16 protein-coding genes, 1 tRNA gene and 3 rRNA genes are annotated in these 25,863 nt (G+C 52.9%); 15 read left to right on the top strand and 5 right to left on the bottom strand.

The features are described from left to right. Nucleotides 1-22 precede the first annotated feature (22 nt). The 3 genes from QUF14_RS24285 (at nt 23) to QUF14_RS24295 (ending at nt 1,780) form a co-directional block, all read left to right on the top strand. Nucleotides 23-613, top strand: a complete 591-nt coding sequence (locus QUF14_RS24285) for a YjaG family protein (RefSeq protein ID WP_000940106.1) — start codon at nt 23-25, stop codon at nt 611-613. A 186-nt stretch (nt 614-799) separates the two neighbouring features. After that, nucleotides 800-1,072, top strand: a complete 273-nt coding sequence (hupA, locus tag QUF14_RS24290) for a nucleoid-associated protein HU-alpha (RefSeq protein ID WP_001044513.1) — start codon at nt 800-802, stop codon at nt 1,070-1,072. A gap of 12 nt (nt 1,073-1,084) precedes the next feature. Beyond that, complete coding sequence (locus tag QUF14_RS24295; protein WP_038813416.1) at nt 1,085-1,780, top strand: DUF1481 domain-containing protein; 696 nt, start codon at nt 1,085-1,087, stop codon at nt 1,778-1,780. 1 nt (nt 1,781) lies between these two features. Here QUF14_RS24295 and zraP read toward each other — a convergent pair whose 3' ends face one another. Next, nucleotides 1,782-2,201, bottom strand: a complete 420-nt coding sequence (gene zraP, locus QUF14_RS24300) for a zinc resistance sensor/chaperone ZraP (RefSeq protein WP_024212236.1) — start codon at nt 2,199-2,201, stop codon at nt 1,782-1,784. Nucleotides 2,202-2,438: 237 nt separating this feature from the next. Here zraP and zraS point away from each other — a divergent pair, with 237 nt between their 5' ends. Then, on the top strand, nt 2,439-3,815 hold the full coding sequence (gene zraS, locus QUF14_RS24305; RefSeq protein ID WP_001211883.1) for a two-component system sensor histidine kinase ZraS: 1,377 nt from the start codon (nt 2,439-2,441) through the stop codon (nt 3,813-3,815). Continuing rightward, nucleotides 3,812-5,137 carry a sigma-54-dependent response regulator transcription factor ZraR gene (gene zraR, locus QUF14_RS24310; RefSeq protein WP_000148521.1) on the top strand — a complete coding sequence of 442 codons (1,326 nt, stop codon included), beginning with the start codon at nt 3,812-3,814 and terminating at the stop codon, nt 5,135-5,137. The genes zraS and zraR overlap by 4 nt, the downstream gene beginning before the upstream one ends. On the opposite strand, the gene purD is transcribed toward zraR, so the two are convergent. Both purD and purH read right to left on the bottom strand, forming a co-directional pair. Further along, nucleotides 5,134-6,423, bottom strand: coding sequence for a phosphoribosylamine--glycine ligase (gene purD / locus QUF14_RS24315; protein WP_000866832.1), 1,290 nt, complete (start codon nt 6,421-6,423; stop codon nt 5,134-5,136). The two genes, zraR and purD, sit on opposite strands and share 4 nt — an antisense overlap. Nucleotides 6,424-6,434: 11 nt before the next feature. Beyond that, nucleotides 6,435-8,024: a bifunctional phosphoribosylaminoimidazolecarboxamide formyltransferase/IMP cyclohydrolase gene (purH, locus tag QUF14_RS24320; RefSeq protein ID WP_100733996.1), complete on the bottom strand. Its 1,590-nt coding sequence runs from the start codon at nt 8,022-8,024 to the stop codon at nt 6,435-6,437. Between the two features lie 616 nt (nt 8,025-8,640). On the opposite strand from purH, the gene QUF14_RS24325 reads away from it, so the two are divergent. The 5 genes from QUF14_RS24325 to QUF14_RS24345 all read left to right on the top strand — a co-directional run bounded on the left by QUF14_RS24325 (nt 8,641) and on the right by QUF14_RS24345 (nt 14,292). After that, nucleotides 8,641-10,182, top strand: a 16S ribosomal RNA gene (locus QUF14_RS24325). A 171-nt stretch (nt 10,183-10,353) separates the two neighbouring features. Beyond that, nucleotides 10,354-10,429, top strand: a tRNA-Glu gene (locus tag QUF14_RS24330). Between the two features lie 194 nt (nt 10,430-10,623). Continuing rightward, nucleotides 10,624-13,528: ribosomal RNA gene (locus QUF14_RS24335) — 23S ribosomal RNA — on the top strand. A 188-nt stretch (nt 13,529-13,716) separates the two neighbouring features. Then, a 5S ribosomal RNA gene (gene rrf, locus QUF14_RS24340) occupies nt 13,717-13,832 on the top strand. The 16S, 23S and 5S rRNA genes sit together here with 1 tRNA gene alongside, the layout of an rRNA operon. 76 nt (nt 13,833-13,908) lie before the next feature. Further along, complete coding sequence (locus QUF14_RS24345; protein ID WP_001353546.1) at nt 13,909-14,292, top strand: YjaA family stress response protein; 384 nt, start codon at nt 13,909-13,911, stop codon at nt 14,290-14,292. Nucleotides 14,293-14,355: 63 nt separating this feature from the next. Here the strand turns inward: QUF14_RS24345 and QUF14_RS24350 are convergent, their stop codons facing one another. After that, nucleotides 14,356-14,799: an acetyltransferase gene (locus QUF14_RS24350; RefSeq protein WP_000236983.1), complete on the bottom strand. Its 444-nt coding sequence runs from the start codon at nt 14,797-14,799 to the stop codon at nt 14,356-14,358. Nucleotides 14,800-14,955: 156 nt separating this feature from the next. On the opposite strand from QUF14_RS24350, the gene metA reads away from it, so the two are divergent. The 4 genes from metA (at nt 14,956) to aceK (ending at nt 21,037) form a co-directional block, all read left to right on the top strand. Beyond that, complete coding sequence (gene metA, locus QUF14_RS24355) at nt 14,956-15,885, top strand: homoserine O-acetyltransferase MetA (RefSeq protein WP_001122782.1); 930 nt, start codon at nt 14,956-14,958, stop codon at nt 15,883-15,885. A gap of 268 nt (nt 15,886-16,153) precedes the next feature. Further along, nucleotides 16,154-17,755 (top strand): malate synthase A, encoded by a 1,602-nt coding sequence (aceB, locus tag QUF14_RS24360; protein ID WP_000138924.1) that lies wholly within the window; start codon nt 16,154-16,156, stop codon nt 17,753-17,755. A gap of 29 nt (nt 17,756-17,784) precedes the next feature. Further along, nucleotides 17,785-19,089 (top strand): isocitrate lyase, encoded by a 1,305-nt coding sequence (aceA, locus tag QUF14_RS24365; RefSeq protein WP_000857849.1) that lies wholly within the window; start codon nt 17,785-17,787, stop codon nt 19,087-19,089. A gap of 223 nt (nt 19,090-19,312) precedes the next feature. Then, nucleotides 19,313-21,037 (top strand): bifunctional isocitrate dehydrogenase kinase/phosphatase, encoded by a 1,725-nt coding sequence (gene aceK / locus QUF14_RS24370; protein WP_100733668.1) that lies wholly within the window; start codon nt 19,313-19,315, stop codon nt 21,035-21,037. Between the two features lie 16 nt (nt 21,038-21,053). Here the strand turns inward: aceK and iclR are convergent, their stop codons facing one another. Then, a complete protein-coding gene (iclR, locus tag QUF14_RS24375) occupies nt 21,054-21,878 on the bottom strand; it encodes a glyoxylate bypass operon transcriptional repressor IclR (RefSeq protein WP_000226404.1) in 825 nt (274 codons plus the stop codon). A 199-nt stretch (nt 21,879-22,077) separates the two neighbouring features. On the opposite strand from iclR, the gene metH reads away from it, so the two are divergent. Beyond that, entirely contained in the window at nt 22,078-25,761 is a 3,684-nt protein-coding gene (gene metH, locus QUF14_RS24380; protein WP_100733669.1) for a methionine synthase, read from the top strand. Nucleotides 25,762-25,863 lie beyond the last annotated feature (102 nt).

Here is a 25,863-nt window from a genome sequence, read left to right on the forward strand (position 1 = left end):
TTTCCGTATTTGAGAACTCAACATGTTACAAAACCCAATTCATCTGCGTCTGGAGCGCCTGGAAAGCTGGCAGCACGTCACTTTCATGGCTTGCTTATGCGAACGCATGTACCCCAATTACGCCATGTTCTGCCAGCAAACCGGTTTTGGTGATGGGCAAATTTACCGCCGCATTCTCGATCTCATCTGGGAAACACTGACCGTCAAAGACGCAAAAGTGAATTTCGATAGCCAACTGGAGAAATTTGAAGAAGCGATTCCTTCAGCGGACGATTTCGATCTGTACGGCGTTTATCCGGCAATCGATGCCTGCGTGGCGTTAAGTGAACTGGTCCATTCGCGTTTGAGTGGCGAAACGCTCGAACACGCGGTAGAAGTGAGTAAGACCTCCATCACGACCGTGGCGATGCTGGAAATGACTCAGGCTGGCCGTGAAATGAGCGATGAAGAGCTCAAAGAAAACCCAGCTGTAGAGCAAGAGTGGGACATTCAGTGGGAAATATTCCGACTTTTAGCTGAGTGCGAAGAACGCGATATCGAGCTGATAAAAGGCCTTAGGGCAGACCTGCGTGAGGCGGGTGAGAGCAATATTGGTATAATTTTTCAGCAATAAGACCAGAAAACGTGATTTAACGCCTGATTTGTCGTACCTGGAGTCTTCCCTTTCGCCCCCCGTCTGGTCTACATTTGGGGGGCGAAAAAAAGTGGCTATCGGTGCGTGTATGCAGGAGAGTGCTATTCTGGCATTTCCGTCGCACTCGATGCTTAGCAAGCGATAAACACATTGTAAGGATAACTTATGAACAAGACTCAACTGATTGATGTAATTGCAGAGAAAGCAGAACTGTCCAAAACCCAGGCTAAAGCTGCTCTGGAGTCCACTCTGGCTGCAATTACTGAGTCTCTGAAAGAAGGCGATGCTGTACAACTGGTTGGTTTCGGTACCTTCAAAGTGAACCACCGCGCTGAGCGTACTGGCCGCAACCCGCAGACCGGTAAAGAAATCAAAATTGCCGCAGCTAACGTGCCGGCATTTGTTTCTGGCAAGGCACTGAAAGACGCAGTTAAGTAAGATTGCGTGGCAGTGAACAGTTTTAACGAAGGGGTGGTTTCACCCCTTTTGTCTTTCTGGCATCGATCATTGATGCTGGCGGGCGCTCTGTTTCTCACTGCCTGTAGCCACAACTCTTCACTTCCTCCCTTTACCGCCAGTGGATTTGCTGAAGATCAGGGCGCGGTACGTATCTGGCGAAAAGACAGTGGCGATAATGTGCATCTGCTTGCTGTGTTTAGCCCGTGGCGCAGTGGCGATACCACGACGCGAGAGTATCGCTGGCAGGGCGATAACCTCACGCTCATCAATATCAATGTTTACAGCAAACCGCCGGTGAACATTCGCGCGCGTTTTGACGATCGCGGCGATCTGAGCTTTATGCAACGTGAATCCGATGGGGAAAAGCAGCAGCTTTCTAACGACCAAATCGATTTATACCGTTATCGAGCTGACCAGATCCGCCAGATTAGCGATGCCTTACGTCAGGGGAGAGTCGTGCTGCGCCAGGGGCGCTGGCATGCGATGGAACAGACCGTGACCACCTGCGAAGGGCAAACCATTAAACCTGATTTAGATTCGCAGGCGATAGCGCATATCGAGCGCCGCCAGAGCCGCTCTTCTGTTGATGTCAGCGTGGCATGGCTGGAAGCGCCCGAAGGTTCGCAATTACTGTTAGTGGCAAACTCTGATTTCTGTCGCTGGCAACCCAACGAGAAAACGTTCTGATTTACCAGTGGCCCATACCCATATGACCGCCACCACCGCAGCCGCCGTAACCCATTCCGGTACCGCGCGGAATACCCGCTTCAGCCATCGCAATATCTCGTTTCACCCGTAACTTATCTAACGACTGACGCAAATTCTCCATCTCTTTGGCGACCGCGTTAATTTTGCTGCTATCCGGTGGGTTCGCGGCTAACAGGGCATTGTATTCATAACGCTTCGTCACCAGTTGCTGTTGCAGTGCGCTGCTTTGAGCGTAAAAGTCATTATGGATTTTCTGCCACGCTGTCTGTTGTTCGCTGGTCAAAGGCGCGGCATTTTGCTGCCACATACCGTGTCCGCCGTGAGCAAATGCAGATGTCGATCCCATCGCCATTGCTGAAAGCGCCATCATCACCAGGGCAATTTTCGTGTTCCGTTTCATGGTTAATCCTCCAGTGGTTGTCTTACTTCGGGTATTGCATCTTTCGTGCCAACGGCGAAACGCTGATATGACGGGCAATATGACATGATAAACGAGTAAAAATGACTCGCCTGCTGTGTGTAGCGAGTCATTTTTACTCATTGAAACTTAAGCCTTTGTGTTAAAGCGCAGGGTAAGTGCTAATAAAAGATGGCATGATTTCTGCTGTCAAAAAGGGATGAACAGGCAAAGAAGAAGATGCGTTTTATGCAGCGATCAAAAGATGCCTTAGCAAAATGGTTAAGCGCGATCCTTCCCGTAGTCATTGTTGGACTGGTGGGGTTGTTTGCGGTGACCGTGATTCGCGATTATGGGCGCGAGACTGCCGCCGCCAGACAAACTCTGCTGGAAAAAGGCAGTGTACTTATCCGCGCTCTCGAATCCGGCTCGCGCGTCGGTATGGGGATGCGCATGCATCATGCGCAGCAGCAGGCTTTACTGGAAGAAATGGCTGGGCAGCCAGGAGTGCGTTGGTTTGCGGTCACGGATGAACAAGGAACAATCGTGATGCATAGCAACTCCGGCATGGTGGGAAAACAGCTTTATTCCCCGCAGGAAATGCAGCAGTTACATCCGGGAGACGAAGAAGCGTGGCGGCGGATCGATAGCGCAGACGGCGAGCCTGTTCTGGAAATTTATCGCCAGTTTCAACCGATGTTTGCTGCTGGAATGCACCGGATGCGCCATATGCAGCAGTATGCCACGACACCACAAGCAATTTTTATCGCTTTCGACGCCAGTAACATTGTGAGTGCCGAAGAGCGTGAGCAGAGAAACACCCTGATTATCCTCTTCGCCCTGGCGACGGTCTTGCTGGCAAGCGTGTTGTCATTCTTCTGGTATCGCCGCTATCTTCGCTCGCGCCAGCTGTTACAGGATGAAATGAAGCGTAAAGAGAAGCTGGTGGCGCTGGGACATCTGGCCGCAGGCGTCGCCCATGAAATCCGTAACCCGCTTTCCTCGATTAAAGGGCTGGCGAAATATTTTGCCGAACGCGCACCAGCAGGAGGAGAAGCACATCAATTGGCGCAGGTGATGGCGAAAGAAGCCGACCGTTTAAACCGCGTGGTAAGCGAGCTGCTGGAGCTGGTTAAGCCAACGCATCTGGCTTTGCAGGCGGTGGATCTCAACACGCTGATTAACCACTCATTACAACTGGTAAGCCAGGATGCAAACAGTAGGGAGATCCAATTACGCTTTACCGCCAACGACGCATTGCCGGAGATACAGGCCGATCCGGACCGACTGACTCAGGTCCTGTTGAATCTCTATCTCAATGCTATTCAGGCTATTGGTCAGCATGGCGTGATTAGCGTGACGGCCAGCGAAAGCAGCGCAGGCGTTAAAATAAGCGTAACCGACAGCGGTAAGGGAATTGCGGCGGATCAGCTTGAAGCCATCTTCACCCCGTACTTCACCACCAAAGCCGAAGGCACCGGACTGGGGCTGGCGGTTGTGCATAATATTGTTGAACAACACGGTGGTACAATTCAGGTCGTAAGCCAGGAGGGGAAAGGTGCAACGTTCACCCTCTGGCTTCCGGTCAATATTACGCGTAAGGACCCACAAGGATGACGCACGATAATATCGATATTCTGGTGGTGGATGATGACATTAGCCACTGCACTATCTTGCAGGCATTGCTGCGCGGCTGGGGCTATAACGTCGCGCTGGCGAACAGCGGGCGACAAGCGCTGGAGCAAGTGCGGGAACAGGTTTTTGATCTTGTGCTTTGTGATGTGCGAATGGCAGAGATGGATGGCATCGCCACGCTGAAAGAGATCAAAGCGTTAAATCCGGCAATTCCGGTACTGATTATGACCGCGTACTCCAGCGTCGAGACGGCGGTAGAGGCGTTGAAAACCGGGGCGCTGGATTATCTCATCAAGCCGCTGGATTTCGATAACCTGCAGGCAACCCTGGAAAAGGCGCTTGCGCATACGCACAGTGTTGATGCTGAAACGCCTGCGGTGTCTGCCAGCCAGTTCGGTATGGTCGGTAAAAGCCCGGCGATGCAACACCTGCTCAGTGAAATCGCCCTTGTCGCGCCATCGGAAGCCACGGTGCTGATCCACGGCGATTCCGGCACCGGTAAAGAGCTGGTCGCCAGGGCGATTCACGCCAGTAGCGCACGGAGTGAAAAGCCGCTGGTAACGCTCAACTGTGCGGCACTCAACGAATCCTTACTGGAATCTGAATTGTTCGGTCACGAAAAAGGGGCGTTTACCGGAGCCGACAAACGGCGGGAAGGGCGCTTTGTGGAGGCAGACGGCGGCACGCTGTTTCTCGATGAAATTGGCGATATCTCACTGATGATGCAGGTTCGTCTACTGCGTGCGATTCAGGAGCGCGAAGTCCAGCGTGTCGGTAGCAATCAGACTATCTCGGTTGATGTCCGGCTGATTGCGGCGACTCATCGCGATCTTGCCGCTGAGGTAAAGGCCGGGCGTTTTCGTCAGGATCTCTACTATCGCCTGAATGTGGTGGCGATTGAAGTACCTTCGCTACGGCAACGGCGGGAAGATATTCCACTGCTGGCTAACCATTTTCTGCAGCGCTTTGCCGAACGCAATCGCAAGGCGGTAAAAGGGTTTACTCCCCAGGCGATGGATCTGCTGATTCACTACGACTGGCCGGGAAATATTCGTGAACTGGAAAACGCGGTGGAACGGGCGGTGGTGCTGCTGACCGGGGAATATATTTCCGAACGCGAGCTGCCGCTGGCGATTGCCAGTACGCCGATCCCGCTGGTGCAAAGTCAGGATATTCAGCCGCTGGTGGAAGTCGAAAAGGAAGTGATTCTGGCGGCGCTGGAGAAAACGGGCGGCAACAAAACCGAAGCCGCCCGTCAGTTAGGGATTACGCGCAAAACGCTATTGGCAAAACTGTCGCGTTAGTTCTGCTCGCGTTCGATGGCGCGCCAGCCGATATCCTTCCGGCAGAAGCAATCGTCCCAATGGATATCGGTCATTAAGGCATAAGCGCGTTTCTGCGCTTCTGCCACGGTATGACCCAGCGCGGTGACGCACAGTACGCGCCCGCCGCTGGTTACCACCTGCTCGTCATCCGCCAGTTTTGTGCCCGCGTGGAACACTTTGCCGTCAGACACTTCTTCCAGCGGCAGGCCGTGGATCACATCGCCGGTGCGGTAATCGCCCGGATATCCACCCGCAGCCATCACCACGCCGAGAGAAGCGCGTTCATCCCACTCGGACGTTTTCTCGTCAAGCGTACCTTCACAGGCCGCCAGGCAAAGCTCAACCAGATCGGACTTCATGCGTAGCATAATCGGCTGGGTTTCCGGATCGCCAAAGCGGCAGTTAAATTCGATAACCTTCGGATTACCCTGTTTGTCGATCATCAGGCCCGCATAGAGAAAACCGGTGTAGGTGTTGCCTTCCGCCGCCATACCTTTCACGGTTGGCCAGATGATACGTTCCATCGTGCGCAGATGAACTTCATCGGTCACCACTGGCGCAGGGGAGTAAGCGCCCATACCGCCCGTGTTCGGCCCGGTATCTTTATCGCCTACGCGTTTGTGATCCTGGCTGGTGGCCATTGGCAGCACATGCTCACCGTCCACCATCACGATAAAGCTCGCTTCTTCGCCGTCGAGGAACTCTTCGATAACAATACGATGACCCGCGTCGCCAAAAGCGTTGCCTGCCAGCATGTCGTGAACGGCCGCTTCGGCTTCTTCCAGCGTCATCGCTACGATAACGCCTTTCCCGGCAGCCAGACCGTCCGCTTTAATGACGATTGGCGCGCCTTTCTCACGCAGATACGCCAGTGCAGGTTCTACCTCGGTGAAGTTCTGGTATTCCGCCGTAGGGATCTTATGGCGGGCCAGGAAATCCTTGGTAAACGCTTTCGAGCCTTCCAGTTGTGCGGCGCCTGCGGTTGGTCCGAAGATTTTCAGCCCGGCGGCGCGGAAGGTATCGACCACGCCTTTCACCAGCGGCGCTTCCGGGCCGACGATGGTTAAATCTACCTTTTCATTTTGCGCGAAATCTAGCAGTGCCGGGATATCGGTCACGCCGATAGCGACGTTTTGCAGCGCGGGTTCCAGTGCAGTGCCTGCGTTACCCGGAGCAACAAAAACAGTCTCAACCAGCGGCGACTGGGCCGCTTTCCAGGCCAGCGCGTGCTCGCGCCCGCCATTACCAATCACTAATACTTTCATCTGTCGCTCCATTAATGGCGGAAGTGGCGCATGTCGGTGAAGAGCATCGCAATACCGTGCTCGTCGGCGGCGGCAATCACTTCGTCATCACGGATAGAACCGCCAGGCTGGATTACGCAGGTCACGCCCGCAGCGGCCGCGGCATCAATACCGTCGCGGAACGGGAAGAATGCGTCAGAAGCCATTGACGAACCTTTCACTTCCAGGCCTTCATCGGCAGCTTTAATACCGGCGATTTTCGCGGAGTACACGCGGCTCATCTGGCCTGCGCCAATACCGATGGTCATATTGTTTTTGGCGTAGACAATGGCGTTAGATTTCACGAACTTCGCCACCTTCCAGCAGAACAGCGCATCACGCAGCTCCTGTTCGGTCGGCTGACGTTTGGTGACGACGCGCAGTTCTTCTGCACCAACCATCCCCAGGTCACGATCCTGAACCAGCAGACCGCCGTTCACGCGTTTGAAATCAAGGCCTGGAACACGCTCGGCCCACTGACCACATGTCAGGACACGTACGTTCTGTTTAGCGGCGGTGATTTTCAACGCTTCTTCGCTGGCGGACGGCGCAATAATCACTTCAACAAACTGACGAGAAATGATGGCCTGTGCGGTTTCAGCATCCAGCTCGCGGTTAAAGGCGATAATGCCGCCGAACGCCGAGGTGGGGTCGGTTTTATACGCGCGATCGTAAGCATCAAGAATGGAATTGCCGATAGCCACACCGCAAGGGTTGGCGTGCTTCACAATCACACATGCCGGCTCGGCGAACTCTTTCACGCACTCCAGCGCCGCATCGGTATCGGCGATGTTGTTATAAGAGAGGGCTTTACCCTGAACCTGGGTTGCGGTGGCAACGGAGGCTTCTTTCACATTCTCTTCTATATAGAAGGCAGCCTGCTGGTGGCTGTTCTCGCCGTAGCGCATATCCTGCTTCTTAATGAAGTTCAGGTTCAGCGTACGCGGGAAGCGACCGGCGGCTTCTTTGCTTTCACCGTGATAGGCTGGGACCATGCTGCCGAAGTAGTTGGCAATCATGCTGTCGTAGGCGGCGGTATGTTCAAAGGCTTTGATAGCGAGATCGAAACGGGTTGCAAGCGTCAGCGATGCTTCGTTGGCATCCATCTCTTTAATAATGGCGTCGTAGTCGCTGCTCTTCACCACGATTGCGACATCTTTATGGTTCTTGGCGGCGGAGCGCACCATCGTTGGACCACCGATATCGATGTTCTCAACCGCATCTTCCAGCGAGCAGCCTTCACGGGCAACGGTCTGGGCGAACGGATAGAGGTTAACAACTACCATATCGATAGGTTGGATCTGATGTTCTTCCATAATGGCATCGTCCTGGCCGCGACGGCCCAGAATGCCACCATGCACTTTTGGATGCAGGGTCTTCACGCGTCCATCCATCATCTCCGGGAAACCGGTGTAATCGGAAACTTCGGTTACCGGCAGACCCTTTTCTGCTAACAGACGGGCAGTGCCCCCTGTAGACAGCAGCTCCACACCGCGTGCGGAAAGTGCCTGGGCGAATTCGACGATACCGGCTTTGTCAGAAACACTGAGCAGAGCGCGGCGGACTGGACGACGTTGTTGCATGGTAAATCCCCTGGATTTGACTATTACAGAGAGCGTTAGCTGAATTTTTCGCGAAAAACTCAGCTAACGCCCCTAACGGGGCATCCTTATTTTTCGCCCGCATTGTAACGAAAACGTTTGCGCAACGCTCGCGAATTTTTCTCTTTCAATGGTGATCACAATTTTGACAGTGTTTACCGTGGGAAAAATACAGAAATTACATTGATGATTGTGGATAACTCTGTGCATAAAAAGGTATAAAGCGGGGTTTTGCTGGGGAATGCAGCAGTCAGTCATTTTTCTGCAATTTTTCTATTGCGGCCTGCGGAGAACTCCCTATAATGCGCCTCCATCGACACGGCGGATGTGAATCACTTCACACAAACAGCCGGTTCGGTTGAAGAGAAAAATCCTGAAATTCAGGGTTGACTCTGAAAGAGGAAAGCGTAATATACGCCACCTCGCGACAGTGAGCTGAAAGCCGCGTCGCAACTGCTCTTTAACAATTTATCAGACAATCTGTGTGGGCACTCGAAGATACGGATTCTTAACGTCGCAAGACGAAAAATGAATACCAAGTCTCAAGAGTGAACACGTAATTCATTACGAAGTTTAATTCTTTGAGCATCAAACTTTTAAATTGAAGAGTTTGATCATGGCTCAGATTGAACGCTGGCGGCAGGCCTAACACATGCAAGTCGAACGGTAACAGGAAGCAGCTTGCTGCTTTGCTGACGAGTGGCGGACGGGTGAGTAATGTCTGGGAAACTGCCTGATGGAGGGGGATAACTACTGGAAACGGTAGCTAATACCGCATAACGTCGCAAGACCAAAGAGGGGGACCTTCGGGCCTCTTGCCATCGGATGTGCCCAGATGGGATTAGCTAGTAGGTGGGGTAACGGCTCACCTAGGCGACGATCCCTAGCTGGTCTGAGAGGATGACCAGCCACACTGGAACTGAGACACGGTCCAGACTCCTACGGGAGGCAGCAGTGGGGAATATTGCACAATGGGCGCAAGCCTGATGCAGCCATGCCGCGTGTATGAAGAAGGCCTTCGGGTTGTAAAGTACTTTCAGCGGGGAGGAAGGGAGTAAAGTTAATACCTTTGCTCATTGACGTTACCCGCAGAAGAAGCACCGGCTAACTCCGTGCCAGCAGCCGCGGTAATACGGAGGGTGCAAGCGTTAATCGGAATTACTGGGCGTAAAGCGCACGCAGGCGGTTTGTTAAGTCAGATGTGAAATCCCCGGGCTCAACCTGGGAACTGCATCTGATACTGGCAAGCTTGAGTCTCGTAGAGGGGGGTAGAATTCCAGGTGTAGCGGTGAAATGCGTAGAGATCTGGAGGAATACCGGTGGCGAAGGCGGCCCCCTGGACGAAGACTGACGCTCAGGTGCGAAAGCGTGGGGAGCAAACAGGATTAGATACCCTGGTAGTCCACGCCGTAAACGATGTCGACTTGGAGGTTGTGCCCTTGAGGCGTGGCTTCCGGAGCTAACGCGTTAAGTCGACCGCCTGGGGAGTACGGCCGCAAGGTTAAAACTCAAATGAATTGACGGGGGCCCGCACAAGCGGTGGAGCATGTGGTTTAATTCGATGCAACGCGAAGAACCTTACCTGGTCTTGACATCCACGGAAGTTTTCAGAGATGAGAATGTGCCTTCGGGAACCGTGAGACAGGTGCTGCATGGCTGTCGTCAGCTCGTGTTGTGAAATGTTGGGTTAAGTCCCGCAACGAGCGCAACCCTTATCCTTTGTTGCCAGCGGTCCGGCCGGGAACTCAAAGGAGACTGCCAGTGATAAACTGGAGGAAGGTGGGGATGACGTCAAGTCATCATGGCCCTTACGACCAGGGCTACACACGTGCTACAATGGCGCATACAAAGAGAAGCGACCTCGCGAGAGCAAGCGGACCTCATAAAGTGCGTCGTAGTCCGGATTGGAGTCTGCAACTCGACTCCATGAAGTCGGAATCGCTAGTAATCGTGGATCAGAATGCCACGGTGAATACGTTCCCGGGCCTTGTACACACCGCCCGTCACACCATGGGAGTGGGTTGCAAAAGAAGTAGGTAGCTTAACCTTCGGGAGGGCGCTTACCACTTTGTGATTCATGACTGGGGTGAAGTCGTAACAAGGTAACCGTAGGGGAACCTGCGGTTGGATCACCTCCTTACCTTAAAGAACTGTACTTTGCAGTGCTCACACAGATTGTCTGATGAAAAGTGAATAGCAAGGCGTTTACGCGTTGGGAGTGAGGCTGAAGAGAATAAGGCCGTTCGCTTTCTATTAATGAAAGCTCACCCTACACGAAAATATCACGCAGCGCGTGATAAGCAATTTTCGTGTCCCCTTCGTCTAGAGGCCCAGGACACCGCCCTTTCACGGCGGTAACAGGGGTTCGAATCCCCTAGGGGACGCCACTTGCTGGTTTGTGAGTGAAAGTCGCCGACCTTAATATCGTTAAAGATGACTTACGAGTCATGTTTAAGATATTTGCTCTTTAAAAATCTGGATCAAGCTGAAAATTGAAACACTGAACAACGAGAGTTGTTCGTGAGTCTCTCAAATTTTCGCAACACGATGATGAATCGAAAGAAACATTTTCGGGTTGTGAGGTTAAGCGACTAAGCGTACACGGTGGATGCCCTGGCAGTCAGAGGCGATGAAGGACGTGCTAATCTGCGATAAGCGTCGGTAAGGTGATATGAACCGTTATAACCGGCGATTTCCGAATGGGGAAACCCAGTGTGATTCGTCACACTATCATTAACTGAATCCATAGGTTAATGAGGCGAACCGGGGGAACTGAAACATCTAAGTACCCCGAGGAAAAGAAATCAACCGAGATTCCCCCAGTAGCGGCGAGCGAACGGGGAGGAGCCCAGAGCCTGAATCAGTGTGTGTGTTAGTGGAAGCGTCTGGAAAGGCGCGCGATACAGGGTGACAGCCCCGTACACAAAAATGCACATATTGTGAGCTCGATGAGTAGGGCGGGACACGTGGTATCCTGTCTGAATATGGGGGGACCATCCTCCAAGGCTAAATACTCCTGACTGACCGATAGTGAACCAGTACCGTGAGGGAAAGGCGAAAAGAACCCCGGCGAGGGGAGTGAAAAAGAACCTGAAACCGTGTACGTACAAGCAGTGGGAGCCTCTTTATGGGGTGACTGCGTACCTTTTGTATAATGGGTCAGCGACTTATATTCTGTAGCAAGGTTAACCGAATAGGGGAGCCGAAGGGAAACCGAGTCTTAACTGGGCGTTAAGTTGCAGGGTATAGACCCGAAACCCGGTGATCTAGCCATGGGCAGGTTGAAGGTTGGGTAACACTAACTGGAGGACCGAACCGACTAATGTTGAAAAATTAGCGGATGACTTGTGGCTGGGGGTGAAAGGCCAATCAAACCGGGAGATAGCTGGTTCTCCCCGAAAGCTATTTAGGTAGCGCCTCGTGAATTCATCTCCGGGGGTAGAGCACTGTTTCGGCAAGGGGGTCATCCCGACTTACCAACCCGATGCAAACTGCGAATACCGGAGAATGTTATCACGGGAGACACACGGCGGGTGCTAACGTCCGTCGTGAAGAGGGAAACAACCCAGACCGCCAGCTAAGGTCCCAAAGTCATGGTTAAGTGGGAAACGATGTGGGAAGGCCCAGACAGCCAGGATGTTGGCTTAGAAGCAGCCATCATTTAAAGAAAGCGTAATAGCTCACTGGTCGAGTCGGCCTGCGCGGAAGATGTAACGGGGCTAAACCATGCACCGAAGCTGCGGCAGCGACGCTTATGCGTTGTTGGGTAGGGGAGCGTTCTGTAAGCCTGCGAAGGTGTACTGTGAGGTATGCTGGAGGTATCAGAAGTGCGAATGCTGACATAAGTAACGATAAAGCGGGTGAAAAGCCCGCTCGCCGGAAGACCAAGGGTTCCTGTCCAACGTTAATCGGGGCAGGGTGAGTCGACCCCTAAGGCGAGGCCGAAAGGCGTAGTCGATGGGAAACAGGTTAATATTCCTGTACTTGGTGTTACTGCGAAGGGGGGACGGAGAAGGCTATGTTGGCCGGGCGACGGTTGTCCCGGTTTAAGCGTGTAGGCTGGTTTTCCAGGCAAATCCGGAAAATCAAGGCTGAGGCGTGATGACGAGGCACTACGGTGCTGAAGCAACAAATGCCCTGCTTCCAGGAAAAGCCTCTAAGCATCAGGTAACATCGAATCGTACCCCAAACCGACACAGGTGGTCAGGTAGAGAATACCAAGGCGCTTGAGAGAACTCGGGTGAAGGAACTAGGCAAAATGGTGCCGTAACTTCGGGAGAAGGCACGCTGATATGTAGGTGAAGCGACTTGCTCGTGGAGCTGAAATCAGTCGAAGATACCAGCTGGCTGCAACTGTTTATTAAAAACACAGCACTGTGCAAACACGAAAGTGGACGTATACGGTGTGACGCCTGCCCGGTGCCGGAAGGTTAATTGATGGGGTTAGCGGTAACGCGAAGCTCTTGATCGAAGCCCCGGTAAACGGCGGCCGTAACTATAACGGTCCTAAGGTAGCGAAATTCCTTGTCGGGTAAGTTCCGACCTGCACGAATGGCGTAATGATGGCCAGGCTGTCTCCACCCGAGACTCAGTGAAATTGAACTCGCTGTGAAGATGCAGTGTACCCGCGGCAAGACGGAAAGACCCCGTGAACCTTTACTATAGCTTGACACTGAACATTGAGCCTTGATGTGTAGGATAGGTGGGAGGCTTTGAAGTGTGGACGCCAGTCTGCATGGAGCCGACCTTGAAATACCACCCTTTAATGTTTGATGTTCTAACGTTGGCCCGTAATCCGGGTTGCGGACAGTGTCTGGTGGGTAGTTTGACTGGGGCGGTCTCCTCCTAAAGAGTAACGGAGGAGCACGAAGGTTGGCTAATCCTGGTCGGACATCAGGAGGTTAGTGCAATGGCATAAGCCAGCTTGACTGCGAGCGTGACGGCGCGAGCAGGTGCGAAAGCAGGTCATAGTGATCCGGTGGTTCTGAATGGAAGGGCCATCGCTCAACGGATAAAAGGTACTCCGGGGATAACAGGCTGATACCGCCCAAGAGTTCATATCGACGGCGGTGTTTGGCACCTCGATGTCGGCTCATCACATCCTGGGGCTGAAGTAGGTCCCAAGGGTATGGCTGTTCGCCATTTAAAGTGGTACGCGAGCTGGGTTTAGAACGTCGTGAGACAGTTCGGTCCCTATCTGCCGTGGGCGCTGGAGAACTGAGGGGGGCTGCTCCTAGTACGAGAGGACCGGAGTGGACGCATCACTGGTGTTCGGGTTGTCATGCCAATGGCACTGCCCGGTAGCTAAATGCGGAAGAGATAAGTGCTGAAAGCATCTAAGCACGAAACTTGCCCCGAGATGAGTTCTCCCTGACCCTTTAAGGGTCCTGAAGGAACGTTGAAGACGACGACGTTGATAGGCCGGGTGTGTAAGCGCAGCGATGCGTTGAGCTAACCGGTACTAATGAACCGTGAGGCTTAACCTTACAACGCCGAAGATGTTTTGGCGGATTGAGAGAATTTCAGCTTGGATCCAGAGTCCGAAGGATTTTGCGCTGAGACAAGGCGGCAAATGAAGCGAAGGAAGGAGCATACTGAAGTATGTGACTGATTTTCGCGAATGCAGCCAACGCAGTATCAGCACAAAAGACACAGGACAGAGCACAGGAATTTGCCTGGCGGCCGTAGCGCGGTGGTCCCACCTGACCCCATGCCGAACTCAGAAGTGAAACGCCGTAGCGCCGATGGTAGTGTGGGGTCTCCCCATGCGAGAGTAGGGAACTGCCAGGCATCAAATTAGAAAAACCCCGGTCCATAAGGCCGGGGTTTTTTGCATATCAATTATTTGCATGATGAAGGGAATCTCATGTCAGTTCTGTATATCCAAATTCGTCGTAATCAAATTACTGTTCGCGATCTTGAAAGCAAACGTGAAGTGTCAGGAGAGGCTGCCTTCAGTAACCAGCGCCTGTTAATCGCCAATTTCTTTGTTGCAGAAAAAGTTCTGCAAGATCTTGTTTTGCAACTCCACCCACGTTCACCCTGGTACTCTTTTTTGCCAGCAAAACGTATGGATATTGTTGTGAGCGCGCTGGAAATGAATGAGGGCGGTTTGTCACAGGTTGAGGAACGCATTCTTCATGAAGTGGTCGCTGGTGCAACGTTAATGAAATATCGCCATTTCCACATCCATGCGCAATCAGTGGTGCTCAGTGATAGTGCGGTCATGGCAATGCTTAAGCAGAAATAATCATGTCACCATTGGTGGGTACGAAACCTGAAGTTCAGCTCACCGGGATGAGAAAAAAAATGCCTACGCCTCCACATACGCCAGATTCAGCAACGGATACGGTTTCCCCAAATCGTCCACCTCAGAGCGTCCCGTAACCTTAAATCCCAACTTCTTATAGAACCCTACCGCCCGGGCATTTTGCTCATTAACATTGGTTGTCAGTTCCGGTGCCATCGAGAGCGCATGTTCCACCAGCATCCGACCCACGCCGCAGCCGCGCACATCAGGATCGATAAACAGCGCATCCATATGCTGCCCACTTAACAACATAAACCCAACCGGCCGATCCCGCTCATTAACCGCGACCCACAACGGCGCTTCCGGCAGGAAGGAACGTACCAGCTCTTCCAGCTCGGCCCGATACTCTGCTGATAAAAAATCGTGAGTGGCATCGACAGAACGGCACCAAATCGCAACCAGTTCTTCCCCTTCCTCATGCCGTGAGCGGCGAATACTAATAACCATTTTCTCTCCTTTTCGTCATTCTTATATTCTAACGTAGCCTTTTCCTTGAAACTTTCTCACCTTCAACATGCAGGCTCGACATTGGCAAATTTTCTGGTTATCTTCAGCTATCTGGATGTCTAAACGTATAAGCGTATGTAGTGAGGTAATCAGGTTATGCCGATTCGTGTGCCGGACGAGCTACCCGCCGTCAATTTCTTGCGTGAAGAAAACGTCTTTGTGATGACAACTTCTCGCGCGTCTGGTCAGGAAATTCGTCCGCTAAAGGTGCTTATCCTTAACCTGATGCCGAAGAAGATCGAAACTGAAAATCAGTTTTTGCGCCTGCTTTCAAACTCACCTTTGCAGGTCGATATTCAGCTGTTGCGCATCGATTCCCGTGAATCGCGCAACACGCCCGCAGAGCATCTGAATAACTTCTACTGTAACTTTGAAGATATTCAGGAACAAAACTTTGACGGTCTGATAGTTACCGGCGCGCCGCTGGGACTGGTGGAGTTTAATGACGTCGCTTACTGGCCGCAGATCAAACAGGTGCTGGAGTGGTCGAAAGATCACGTCACCTCAACGCTGTTTGTCTGTTGGGCGGTCCAGGCCGCGCTCAATATCCTCTACGGCATTCCTAAGCAAACCCGCACCGACAAACTATCTGGCGTTTACGAGCATCATATTCTCCATCCTCATGCGCTTCTGACGCGTGGCTTTGATGATTCATTCCTGGCACCGCATTCGCGCTATGCTGACTTTCCGGCAGCGTTGATTCGTGATTACACCGATCTGGAAATTCTGGCGGAGACAGAAGAAGGGGATGCCTATCTGTTTGCCAGCAAAGATAAGCGCATTGCCTTTGTGACGGGCCATCCCGAATATGATGCGCAAACGCTGGCGCAGGAATTTTTCCGCGATGTGGAAGCCGGACTAGACCCGGATGTACCGTATAACTATTTCCCGCATAATGATCCGCAAAATACACCGCGAGCGAGCTGGCGTAGTCACGGTAATTTGCTGTTTACCAACTGGCTCAACTATTACGTCTACCAGATCACGCCATACGATCTACGGCACATGAATCCAACGCTGGATTAATCATCTGTGATAGTCGATCGTTAAGCGATTCAGCACCTTACCTCAGGCACCTTCGGGTGCCTTTTTTATTTCCGAAACGCACCTTAGTAGGTGAACAAATTTTATTTATATTGTTATCAATAAGTTATTAAGTATTTTTAATTTAAATGGAAATTGTTTTTGATTTTGCATTTTAAATGAGTAGTCTTAGTTGTGCTGAACGAAAAGCGCACAACGATCCTTCGTTCACAGTGGGGAAGTTTTCGGATCCATGACGAGGAGCAGCACGATGACTGAACAGGCAACAACAACCGATGAACTGGTTTTCACAAGGCCGTATGGCGAGCAGGAGAAGCAAATTCTTACTGCCGAAGCGGTAGAGTTTCTGACTGAGCTGGTGACGCATTTTACGCCACAACGCAATAAACTTCTGGCAGCGCGCATTCAGCAGCAGCAGGATATCGATAACGGAACATTGCCTGATTTTATTTCGGAAACAGCTTCCATTCGTGATGTTGACTGGAAAATTCGTGGTATTCCTGCGGACTTAGAAGATCGTCGGGTAGAGATTACCGGACCCGTAGAGCGCAAGATGGTGATCAACGCGCTCAACGCCAATGTGAAAGTCTTTATGGCCGATTTTGAGGATTCACTGGCCCCGGACTGGAACAAAGTGATCGATGGGCAAATTAACCTGCGCGATGCAGTTAATGGCACCATCAGTTACACCAATGAAGCAGGCAAAATTTACCAGCTCAAGCCCAATCCAGCGGTGTTGATTTGTCGGGTACGCGGTCTGCACTTGCCGGAAAAACATGTCACCTGGCGTGGTGAGGCAATCCCTGGCAGCCTGTTTGATTTTGCGCTCTACTTCTTTCACAACTACCAGGCCTTACTGGCAAAAGGCAGTGGCCCCTATTTCTATCTGCCAAAAACCCAGTCCTGGCAGGAAGCGGCCTGGTGGAGCGAAGTCTTCAGCTATGCAGAAGATCGCTTTAATCTGGCGCGCGGCACCATCAAGGCGACGTTGCTGATTGAAACGCTGCCCGCCGTGTTCCAGATGGATGAAATCCTTCACGCGCTGCGTGACCATATTGTTGGTCTGAACTGCGGTCGTTGGGATTACATCTTCAGCTATATCAAAACGTTGAAAAACTATCCCGATCGCGTCCTGCCAGACAGACAGGCTGTGACGATGGATAAACCGTTCCTTAATGCCTATTCACGCCTGTTAATCAAAACCTGCCATAAACGCGGCGCATTTGCGATGGGCGGCATGGCAGCGTTTATTCCGAGCAAAGATGAAGAGCGCAATAACCAGGTGCTCAACAAAGTAAAAGCGGATAAATCGCTGGAAGCCAATAACGGTCACGATGGCACATGGATTGCCCACCCGGGCCTTGCGGATACGGCAATGGCGGTATTCAACGACATTCTCGGCTCCCGTAAAAATCAGCTTGAAGTGATGCGCGAACAAGACGCGCCGATTACTGCCGATCAGCTGCTGGCACCTTGTGATGGTGAACGCACCGAAGAAGGTATGCGCGCCAACATTCGCGTGGCTGTGCAGTACATCGAAGCATGGATCTCCGGCAACGGCTGCGTGCCGATTTATGGCCTGATGGAAGATGCGGCGACGGCTGAAATTTCCCGTACCTCCATCTGGCAGTGGATCCATCACCAAAAAACGTTGAGTAATGGCAAACCGGTGACCAAAGCCTTGTTCCGCCAGATGCTGGGCGAAGAGATGAAAGTCATTGCCAGCGAACTGGGCGAAGAACGTTTCTCCCAGGGGCGTTTTGACGATGCCGCACGCTTGATGGAACAGATCACCACTTCCGATGAGTTAATTGATTTCCTGACCCTGCCAGGCTACCGCCTGTTAGCGTAAACCACCACATAACTATGGAGCATCTGCACATGAAAACCCGTACACAACAAATTGAAGAATTACAGAAAGAGTGGACTCAACCGCGTTGGGAAGGCATTACTCGCCCATACAGCGCGGAAGATGTGGTGAAATTACGCGGTTCAGTCAATCCTGAATGCACGCTGGCGCAACTGGGCGCGGCGAAAATGTGGCGTCTGCTGCATGGCGAGTCGAAAAAAGGCTACATCAACAGCCTCGGTGCACTGACTGGCGGTCAGGCGCTGCAACAGGCGAAAGCGGGTATTGAAGCAGTCTATCTGTCGGGATGGCAGGTAGCGGCGGACGCTAACCTGGCGGCCAGCATGTATCCGGATCAGTCGCTCTATCCGGCAAACTCGGTGCCAGCTGTGGTGGAGCGGATCAACAACACCTTCCGCCGTGCGGATCAGATCCAATGGTCCGCGGGCATTGAGCCGGGCGATCCGCGCTATGTCGATTACTTCCTGCCGATCGTTGCCGATGCGGAAGCCGGTTTTGGCGGTGTCCTGAATGCCTTTGAACTGATGAAAGCGATGATTGAAGCCGGTGCAGCGGCAGTTCACTTCGAAGATCAGCTGGCATCAGTGAAGAAATGCGGTCATATGGGCGGTAAAGTACTGGTGCCAACTCAGGAAGCAATCCAGAAACTGGTTGCGGCGCGTCTGGCTGCCGACGTTACGGGCGTTCCAACCCTGCTGGTTGCACGTACCGATGCTGATGCGGCGGATTTGATCACCTCCGATTGCGACCCGTATGACAGCGAATTTATTACCGGCGAGCGCACCAACGAAGGCTTCTTCCGTACTCATGCAGGCATTGAGCAAGCAATCAGCCGTGGCCTGGCGTATGCGCCATATGCTGACCTGGTTTGGTGTGAAACCTCTACGCCGGATCTGGAACTGGCGCGTCGCTTTGCACAAGCTATCCACGCGAAATATCCAGGCAAACTGCTGGCTTATAACTGCTCGCCGTCCTTCAACTGGCAGAAAAATCTCGACGACAAAACTATTGCCAGCTTCCAGCAGCAGCTGTCGGATATGGGCTACAAGTTCCAGTTCATCACCCTGGCAGGCATCCACAGCATGTGGTTTAACATGTTCGACCTGGCAAACGCCTATGCCCAGGGCGAAGGTATGAAGCACTATGTTGAAAAAGTGCAGCAACCGGAATTTGCCGCCGCGAAAGATGGCTACACCTTCGTATCTCACCAGCAGGAAGTGGGTACAGGTTATTTCGATAAAGTGACGACCATTATTCAGGGCGGCACGTCTTCAGTCACCGCGCTGACCGGCTCCACCGAAGAATCGCAGTTCTAAGCAACTGATACACGTTGCTGATTGTAGGCCGGATAACGCGTTCACGCCGCATCCGGCAATCGGTGCACGATGCCTGATGCGACGCTTGCGCGTCTTATTAGGCCTACAACCGTTGCTGACCGTAGGCTGGATAAGACGTTCACGCCGCATCCGGCAATCAACGCCTGATGCGACGATTTGCGCGTCTTATCCGGCAATTCACTGCTCCTGATGAGGGCAACAAATGCCGCGTGGCCTGGAATTACTGATTGCACAAACCATTCTGCAAGGCTTCGACGCTCAGTATGGTCGATTCCTCGAAGTGACTTCCGGGGCGCAGCAGCGTTTCGAACAAGCCGACTGGCACGCTGTCCAGCAGGCGATGAAAAACCGTATCCATCTTTACGATCATCACGTGGGTCTGGTGGTGGAGCAACTGCGCTGCATTACTAACGGTCAAAGCACGGACGCGGCATTTTTACTGCGCGTTAAAGAGCATTACACCCGGCTGTTGCCGGACTACCCGCGTTTCGAGATTGCGGAGAGCTTTTTTAACTCCGTGTACTGTCGGTTATTTGACCACCGCTCGCTTACTCCCGAGCGGCTTTTTATCTTTAGCTCCCAGCCAGAGCGCCGTTTTCGTACCATTCCCCGCCCGCTGGCGAAAGACTTTCACCCCGATCACGGCTGGGAATCTCTGCTGATGCGCGTTATCAGCGATCTGCCGTTGCGTCTGCGCTGGCAAAATAAAAGCCGTGACATTCATTACATCGTTCGCCATCTGACGGAAACGCTGGGGACAGACAACCTCGCGGAAAGCCATTTACAGGTGGCGAACGAACTGTTTTATCGCAATAAAGCCGCCTGGCTGGTGGGCAAACTGATCACGCCTTTCGGCACATTGCCATTTTTGCTGCCGATCCACCAGACGGACGACGGCGAGTTATTTATTGATACTTGCCTGACGACGACCGCCGAAGCGAGCATCGTCTTTGGCTTCGCACGCTCCTATTTTATGGTTTATGCACCGCTGCCCGCAGCACTGGTCGAGTGGCTACGGGAAATTCTGCCAGGTAAAACGACCGCAGAATTGTATATGGCTATCGGCTGCCAGAAGCACGCTAAAACCGAGAGCTACCGCGAATATCTCGTTTATCTACAGGGCTGTAATGAGCAGTTTATTGAAGCGCCGGGTATTCGTGGGATGGTGATGCTGGTGTTCACGCTGCCAGGTTTTGACCGGGTGTTCAAAGTGATTAAAGACAAGTTCGCGCCGCAGAAAGAGATGTCTGCCGCTCACGTTCGTGCCTGCTACCAACTGGTTAAAGAGCACGATCGCGTGGGTCGAATGGCGGACACCCAGGAGTTTGAAAACTTTGTGCTGGAGAAGCGGCATATTTCCCCGGCATTAATGGCATTACTGCTCCAGGAAGCAGCGGAAAAAATCACCGTTCTCGGCGAACAAATTGTGATTCGCCATCTTTATATTGAGCGGCGGATGGTGCCGCTCAATATCTGGCTGGAACAAGTGGAAGGTCAGCAGTTGCGCGACGCCATTGAAGAATACGGCAACGCCATTCGCCAGCTTGCTGCCGCCAACATCTTCCCCGGCGACATGCTGTTTAAAAACTTCGGTGTCACCCGTCACGGGCGCGTGGTGTTTTATGATTACGATGAAATTTGCTACATGACGGAAGTAAACTTCCGCGACATCCCACCGTCGCGCTACCCGGAGGACGAACTTGCCAGCGAACCGTGGTACAGCGTCTCGCCGGGCGATGTTTTCCCGGAAGAATTCCGCCACTGGCTTTGCGCCGATCCGCGCATTGGTCCGCTGTTTGAAGAGATGCACGCCGACCTGTTCCGCGCCGATTACTGGCGCGCACTACAAAACCGCATACGTGAAGGGCATGTGGAAGATGTTTATGCGTACCGGCGCAGGCAACGGTTTAGCGTGCGATTCGTATAAATCAGAGGCGAAAATGTCACCGCATCCCGCTGTAGGCCAGCGTCACTTCCTTCGCAGCTTTAATCACCATCGCACCAAACTCGGTTACGCGATCATCGGTAATACGTGAAATCGGTCCGGAAATCGAAATTGCCGCAAATGGTTCGCGGTGCTCGTCGAAAATACACGCTGCGAGGCAACGCAGCCCCAGCGCATGTTCCTCATCGTCAAATGAATAACCCCGTTTTCGCGTTTGGGCGAGATCTTCTTTTAAATGTACAGGAGACACCAGTGTTGCGTGGGTATAGGCATGTAACCCTTTGCGATGCAGTAACTTCGTCACCTGCTCTTCACTTAACTGGGCTAAAAAGGCTTTACCCGCACCGGAAGCGTGCATCGGTAATTTACCGCCAATAGGGGCGGACATACGCATCAGGTGCGTACACTGTACCTGGTCGATAATAATCGCTTCGTGATCGCTTTGATCAAGCACCGCCATATTTACCGTTTCGCCAGACTCTTCCATTAGATTGCGCAGGATAGGGTGAACAATGGCTAACAAATTACGGCTCTGGAGAAAGCTGCTGCCGACCATAAAGGCATGTGCGCCGATTGCCCAGTGTCCCAGTTCGCCGACTTGACGCACGAAACCCTGCTGTTGCATCGTGGTTAGCAGGCGGTGGGTTGTGGAATTGGGTAACCCGGCTTGTTGCGCCAGTTCCGTGAGTGCCACACTGCCATTGGATTCGGCAATCCACTCCAGTAATTTCAGACCACGCGTTAAAGACTGAACCTGCCCAGTCGCTGGTGCGGTGGCAACGGCGGGTTTTCTGCCGCGTTTCGCGGGAATGGGTGCGACCATGACAGTCTCCTTTTTCTGTATCGTGGAAATCATTTTCATTTTTATTGTTAGCTAATGCAATAGTTGCTGAACTGATCCGATGAGTTAATGTTGAACAAATCTCATGTTGCGTGGTGCTCGCTTTTACCACAGATGCGTTTATGCCAGTATGGTTTGTTGAATTTTTATTAAATCTGGGTTGAGCGTGTCGGGAGCAAGTGTGAGCAGCAAAGTGGAACAACTGCGTGCGCAGTTAAATGAACGTATTCTGGTGCTGGACGGCGGTATGGGCACTATGATCCAGAGCTATCGACTGAACGAAGCCGATTTTCGTGGTGAACGCTTTGCCGACTGGCCATGCGATCTCAAAGGCAACAACGACCTACTGGTGCTCAGCAAACCGGAAGTGATCGCCGCTATCCACAACGCCTACTTTGAAGCGGGTGCGGATATCATCGAAACCAACACCTTCAACTCCACGACCATTGCGATGGCGGATTACCAGATGGAATCCCTGTCGGCGGAAATCAACTTTGCGGCGGCGAAGCTGGCGCGTGCCTGTGCTGACGAGTGGACCGCCCGTACGCCGGAGAAACCGCGCTATGTTGCCGGCGTTCTCGGCCCAACCAATCGCACGGCGTCTATTTCTCCGGACGTCAACGATCCGGCATTCCGCAACATCACTTTTGACCAGCTGGTGGCGGCCTATCGTGAATCCACCAAAGCGCTGGTGGAAGGTGGTGCGGACCTGATCCTGATTGAAACCGTTTTCGACACCCTTAACGCCAAAGCGGCGGTCTTTGCGGTGAAAACGGAGTTTGAAGCGCTGGGCGTTGAGCTGCCGATTATGATCTCCGGCACCATCACCGACGCCTCCGGGCGCACGCTCTCCGGGCAGACCACCGAAGCATTTTACAACTCATTGCGCCACGCCGAAGCCCTGACTTTCGGCCTGAACTGTGCGCTGGGGCCAGATGAACTGCGCCAGTACGTGCAGGAGCTGTCACGGATTGCGGAATGCTACGTCACCGCGCACCCGAACGCCGGGCTGCCCAACGCCTTTGGTGAATACGATCTCGACGCCGACACGATGGCAAAACAAATACGTGAATGGGCACAAGCGGGCTTTCTCAATATCGTCGGCGGCTGCTGTGGCACCACGCCACAACATATTGCAGCGATGAGTCGTGCTGTAGAAGGATTAGCGCCGCGCAAACTGCCGGAAATTCCCGTAGCCTGCCGTTTGTCTGGCCTGGAGCCGCTGAACATTGGCGACGATAGCCTGTTTGTGAACGTGGGTGAACGCACCAACGTCACCGGTTCCGCTAAGTTCAAGCGCCTGATCAAAGAAGAGAAATACAGCGAGGCGCTGGATGTGGCGCGTCAGCAGGTGGAAAACGGTGCGCAGATTATCGATATCAACATGGATGAAGGGATGCTCGACGCCGAAGCGGCGATGGTGCGTTTTCTCAATCTGATTGCCGGTGAACCGGATATCGCTCGCGTGCCGATTATGATCGACTCCTCAAAATGGGAGGTCATTGAAAAAGGTCTGAAGTGTATCCAGGGCAAAGGCATTGTTAACTCTATCTCGATGAAAGAGGGCGTCGATGCCTTTATTCATCACGCGAAACTGTTGCGTCGCTACGGTGCGGCAGTCGTGGTGATGGCCTTTGACGAACAGGGCCAGGCCGATACCCGCGCACGGAAAATCGAGATTTGCCGTCGGGCGTACAAAATCCTCACCGAAGAGGTTGGCTTCCCGCCAGAAGATATCATCTTTGACCCGAACATCTTCGCGGTCGCAACTGGCATTGAAGAGCACAACAACTACGCGCAGGACTTTATCGGCGCGTGTGAAGACATCAAACGTGAACTGCCGCACGCGCTGATTTCCGGCGGCGTTTCTAACGTTTCGTTCTCATTCCGTGGCAACGATCCGGTGCGCGAAGCCATTCACGCGGTGTTCCTCTACTACGCTATTCGCAATGGCATGGATATGGGGATCGTCAACGCCGGGCAACTGGCGATTTACGACGACCTACCCGCTGAACTGCGCGACGCGGTGGAAGATGTGATTCTTAATCGTCGCGACGATGGCACCGAGCGTTTACTGGAGCTTGCCGAGAAATATCGCGGCAGCAAAACCGACGACACCGCTAACGCCCAGCAGGCGGAGTGGCGCTCGTGGGAAGTGAATAAACGTCTGGAATACTCGTTGGTCAAAGGCATTACCGAGTTTATCGAGCAGGATACCGAAGAAGCCCGCCAGCAGGCTACGCGCCCGATTGAAGTGATTGAAGGCCCGTTGATGGACGGCATGAACGTGGTCGGCGATCTGTTTGGCGAAGGGAAAATGTTCCTGCCGCAGGTGGTGAAATCGGCGCGCGTCATGAAACAGGCGGTGGCGTATCTCGAACCGTTTATTGAAGCCAGCAAAGAGCAGGGCAAAACCAACGGCAAGATGGTGATCGCTACAGTGAAGGGCGACGTCCACGATATCGGTAAAAATATCGTTGGCGTGGTGCTGCAATGTAACAACTACGAAATTGTTGATCTCGGCGTGATGGTGCCTGCGGAAAAAATTCTCCGTACCGCCAAAGAAGTGAATGCTGATTTGATTGGCCTTTCAGGATTGATCACGCCGTCGCTGGATGAAATGGTTAACGTGGCGAAAGAGATGGAGCGTCAGGGTTTCACCATTCCGTTACTGATCGGCGGCGCGACCACCTCTAAAGCGCACACGGCGGTGAAAATCGAGCAAAACTACAGTGGCCCGACGGTGTATGTGCAGAACGCCTCACGCACCGTTGGTGTGGTGGCGGCGCTGCTTTCTGACACTCAGCGTGATGATTTTGTCGCTCGTACCCGTAAAGAGTACGAAACCGTACGTATTCAACATGGGCGCAAGAAACCGCGCACACTGCCAGTCACGCTGGAAGCGGCGCGCGATAACGACTTCGCTTTTGACTGGCAGGCTTATACGCCGCCGGTGGCGCACCGTCTCGGCGTGCAGGAAGTGGAAGCCAGCATCGAAACGCTGCGTAATTACATCGACTGGACGCCGTTCTTTATGACCTGGTCACTGGCTGGGAAGTATCCGCGCATTCTGGAAGATGAAGTGGTGGGTGAAGAGGCGCAGCGGCTGTTTAAAGACGCCAACGACATGCTGGATAAATTAAGCGCCGAGAAAACGCTGAATCCGCGTGGCGTGGTGGGGCTGTTCCCGGCAAACCGTGTGGGCGATGACATTGAAATCTACCGTGACGAAACGCGTACCCATGTGATCAACGTCAGCCACCATCTGCGTCAACAGACCGAAAAAACGGGCTTCGCTAACTACTGTCTCGCTGACTTCGTTGCGCCGAAGCTTTCTGGTAAAGCAGATTACATCGGCGCATTTGCCGTGACTGGCGGACTGGAAGAGGACGCACTGGCTGATGCCTTTGAAGCACAGCACGATGATTACAACAAAATCATGGTGAAAGCGCTTGCCGACCGTTTAGCCGAAGCCTTTGCGGAGTATCTCCATGAGCGTGTGCGTAAAGTCTACTGGGGCTATGCGCCGAACGAGAACCTCAGCAACGAAGAGCTGATCCGCGAAAACTATCAGGGAATCCGCCCGGCACCAGGCTACCCGGCCTGCCCGGAACATACGGAAAAAGCCACCATCTGGGAGTTGCTGGAAGTGGAAAAACATACCGGCATGAAACTTACAGAATCTTTCGCCATGTGGCCCGGTGCATCGGTTTCGGGTTGGTACTTCAGCCACCCGGACAGCAAGTATTACGCGGTAGCGCAAATTCAGCGCGACCAGGTCGAAGACTATGCCCGCCGTAAAGGTATGAGCGTCTCAGATGTTGAACGCTGGCTGGCACCGAATCTGGGGTATGACGCGGACTGATTCACAAATCTGTCACTTTTCCTTACAACAAACAGGGCGCTCAATGAGTGCCCTGTCTCTTTATTAATATGAAACACTTATACTGGAATCAGGCTGGAATAA

It is taken from the genome of Escherichia sp. HH091_1A (assembly GCF_030295175.1).
Taxonomy (GTDB): Bacteria; Pseudomonadota; Gammaproteobacteria; order Enterobacterales; family Enterobacteriaceae; genus Escherichia; species Escherichia coli_F.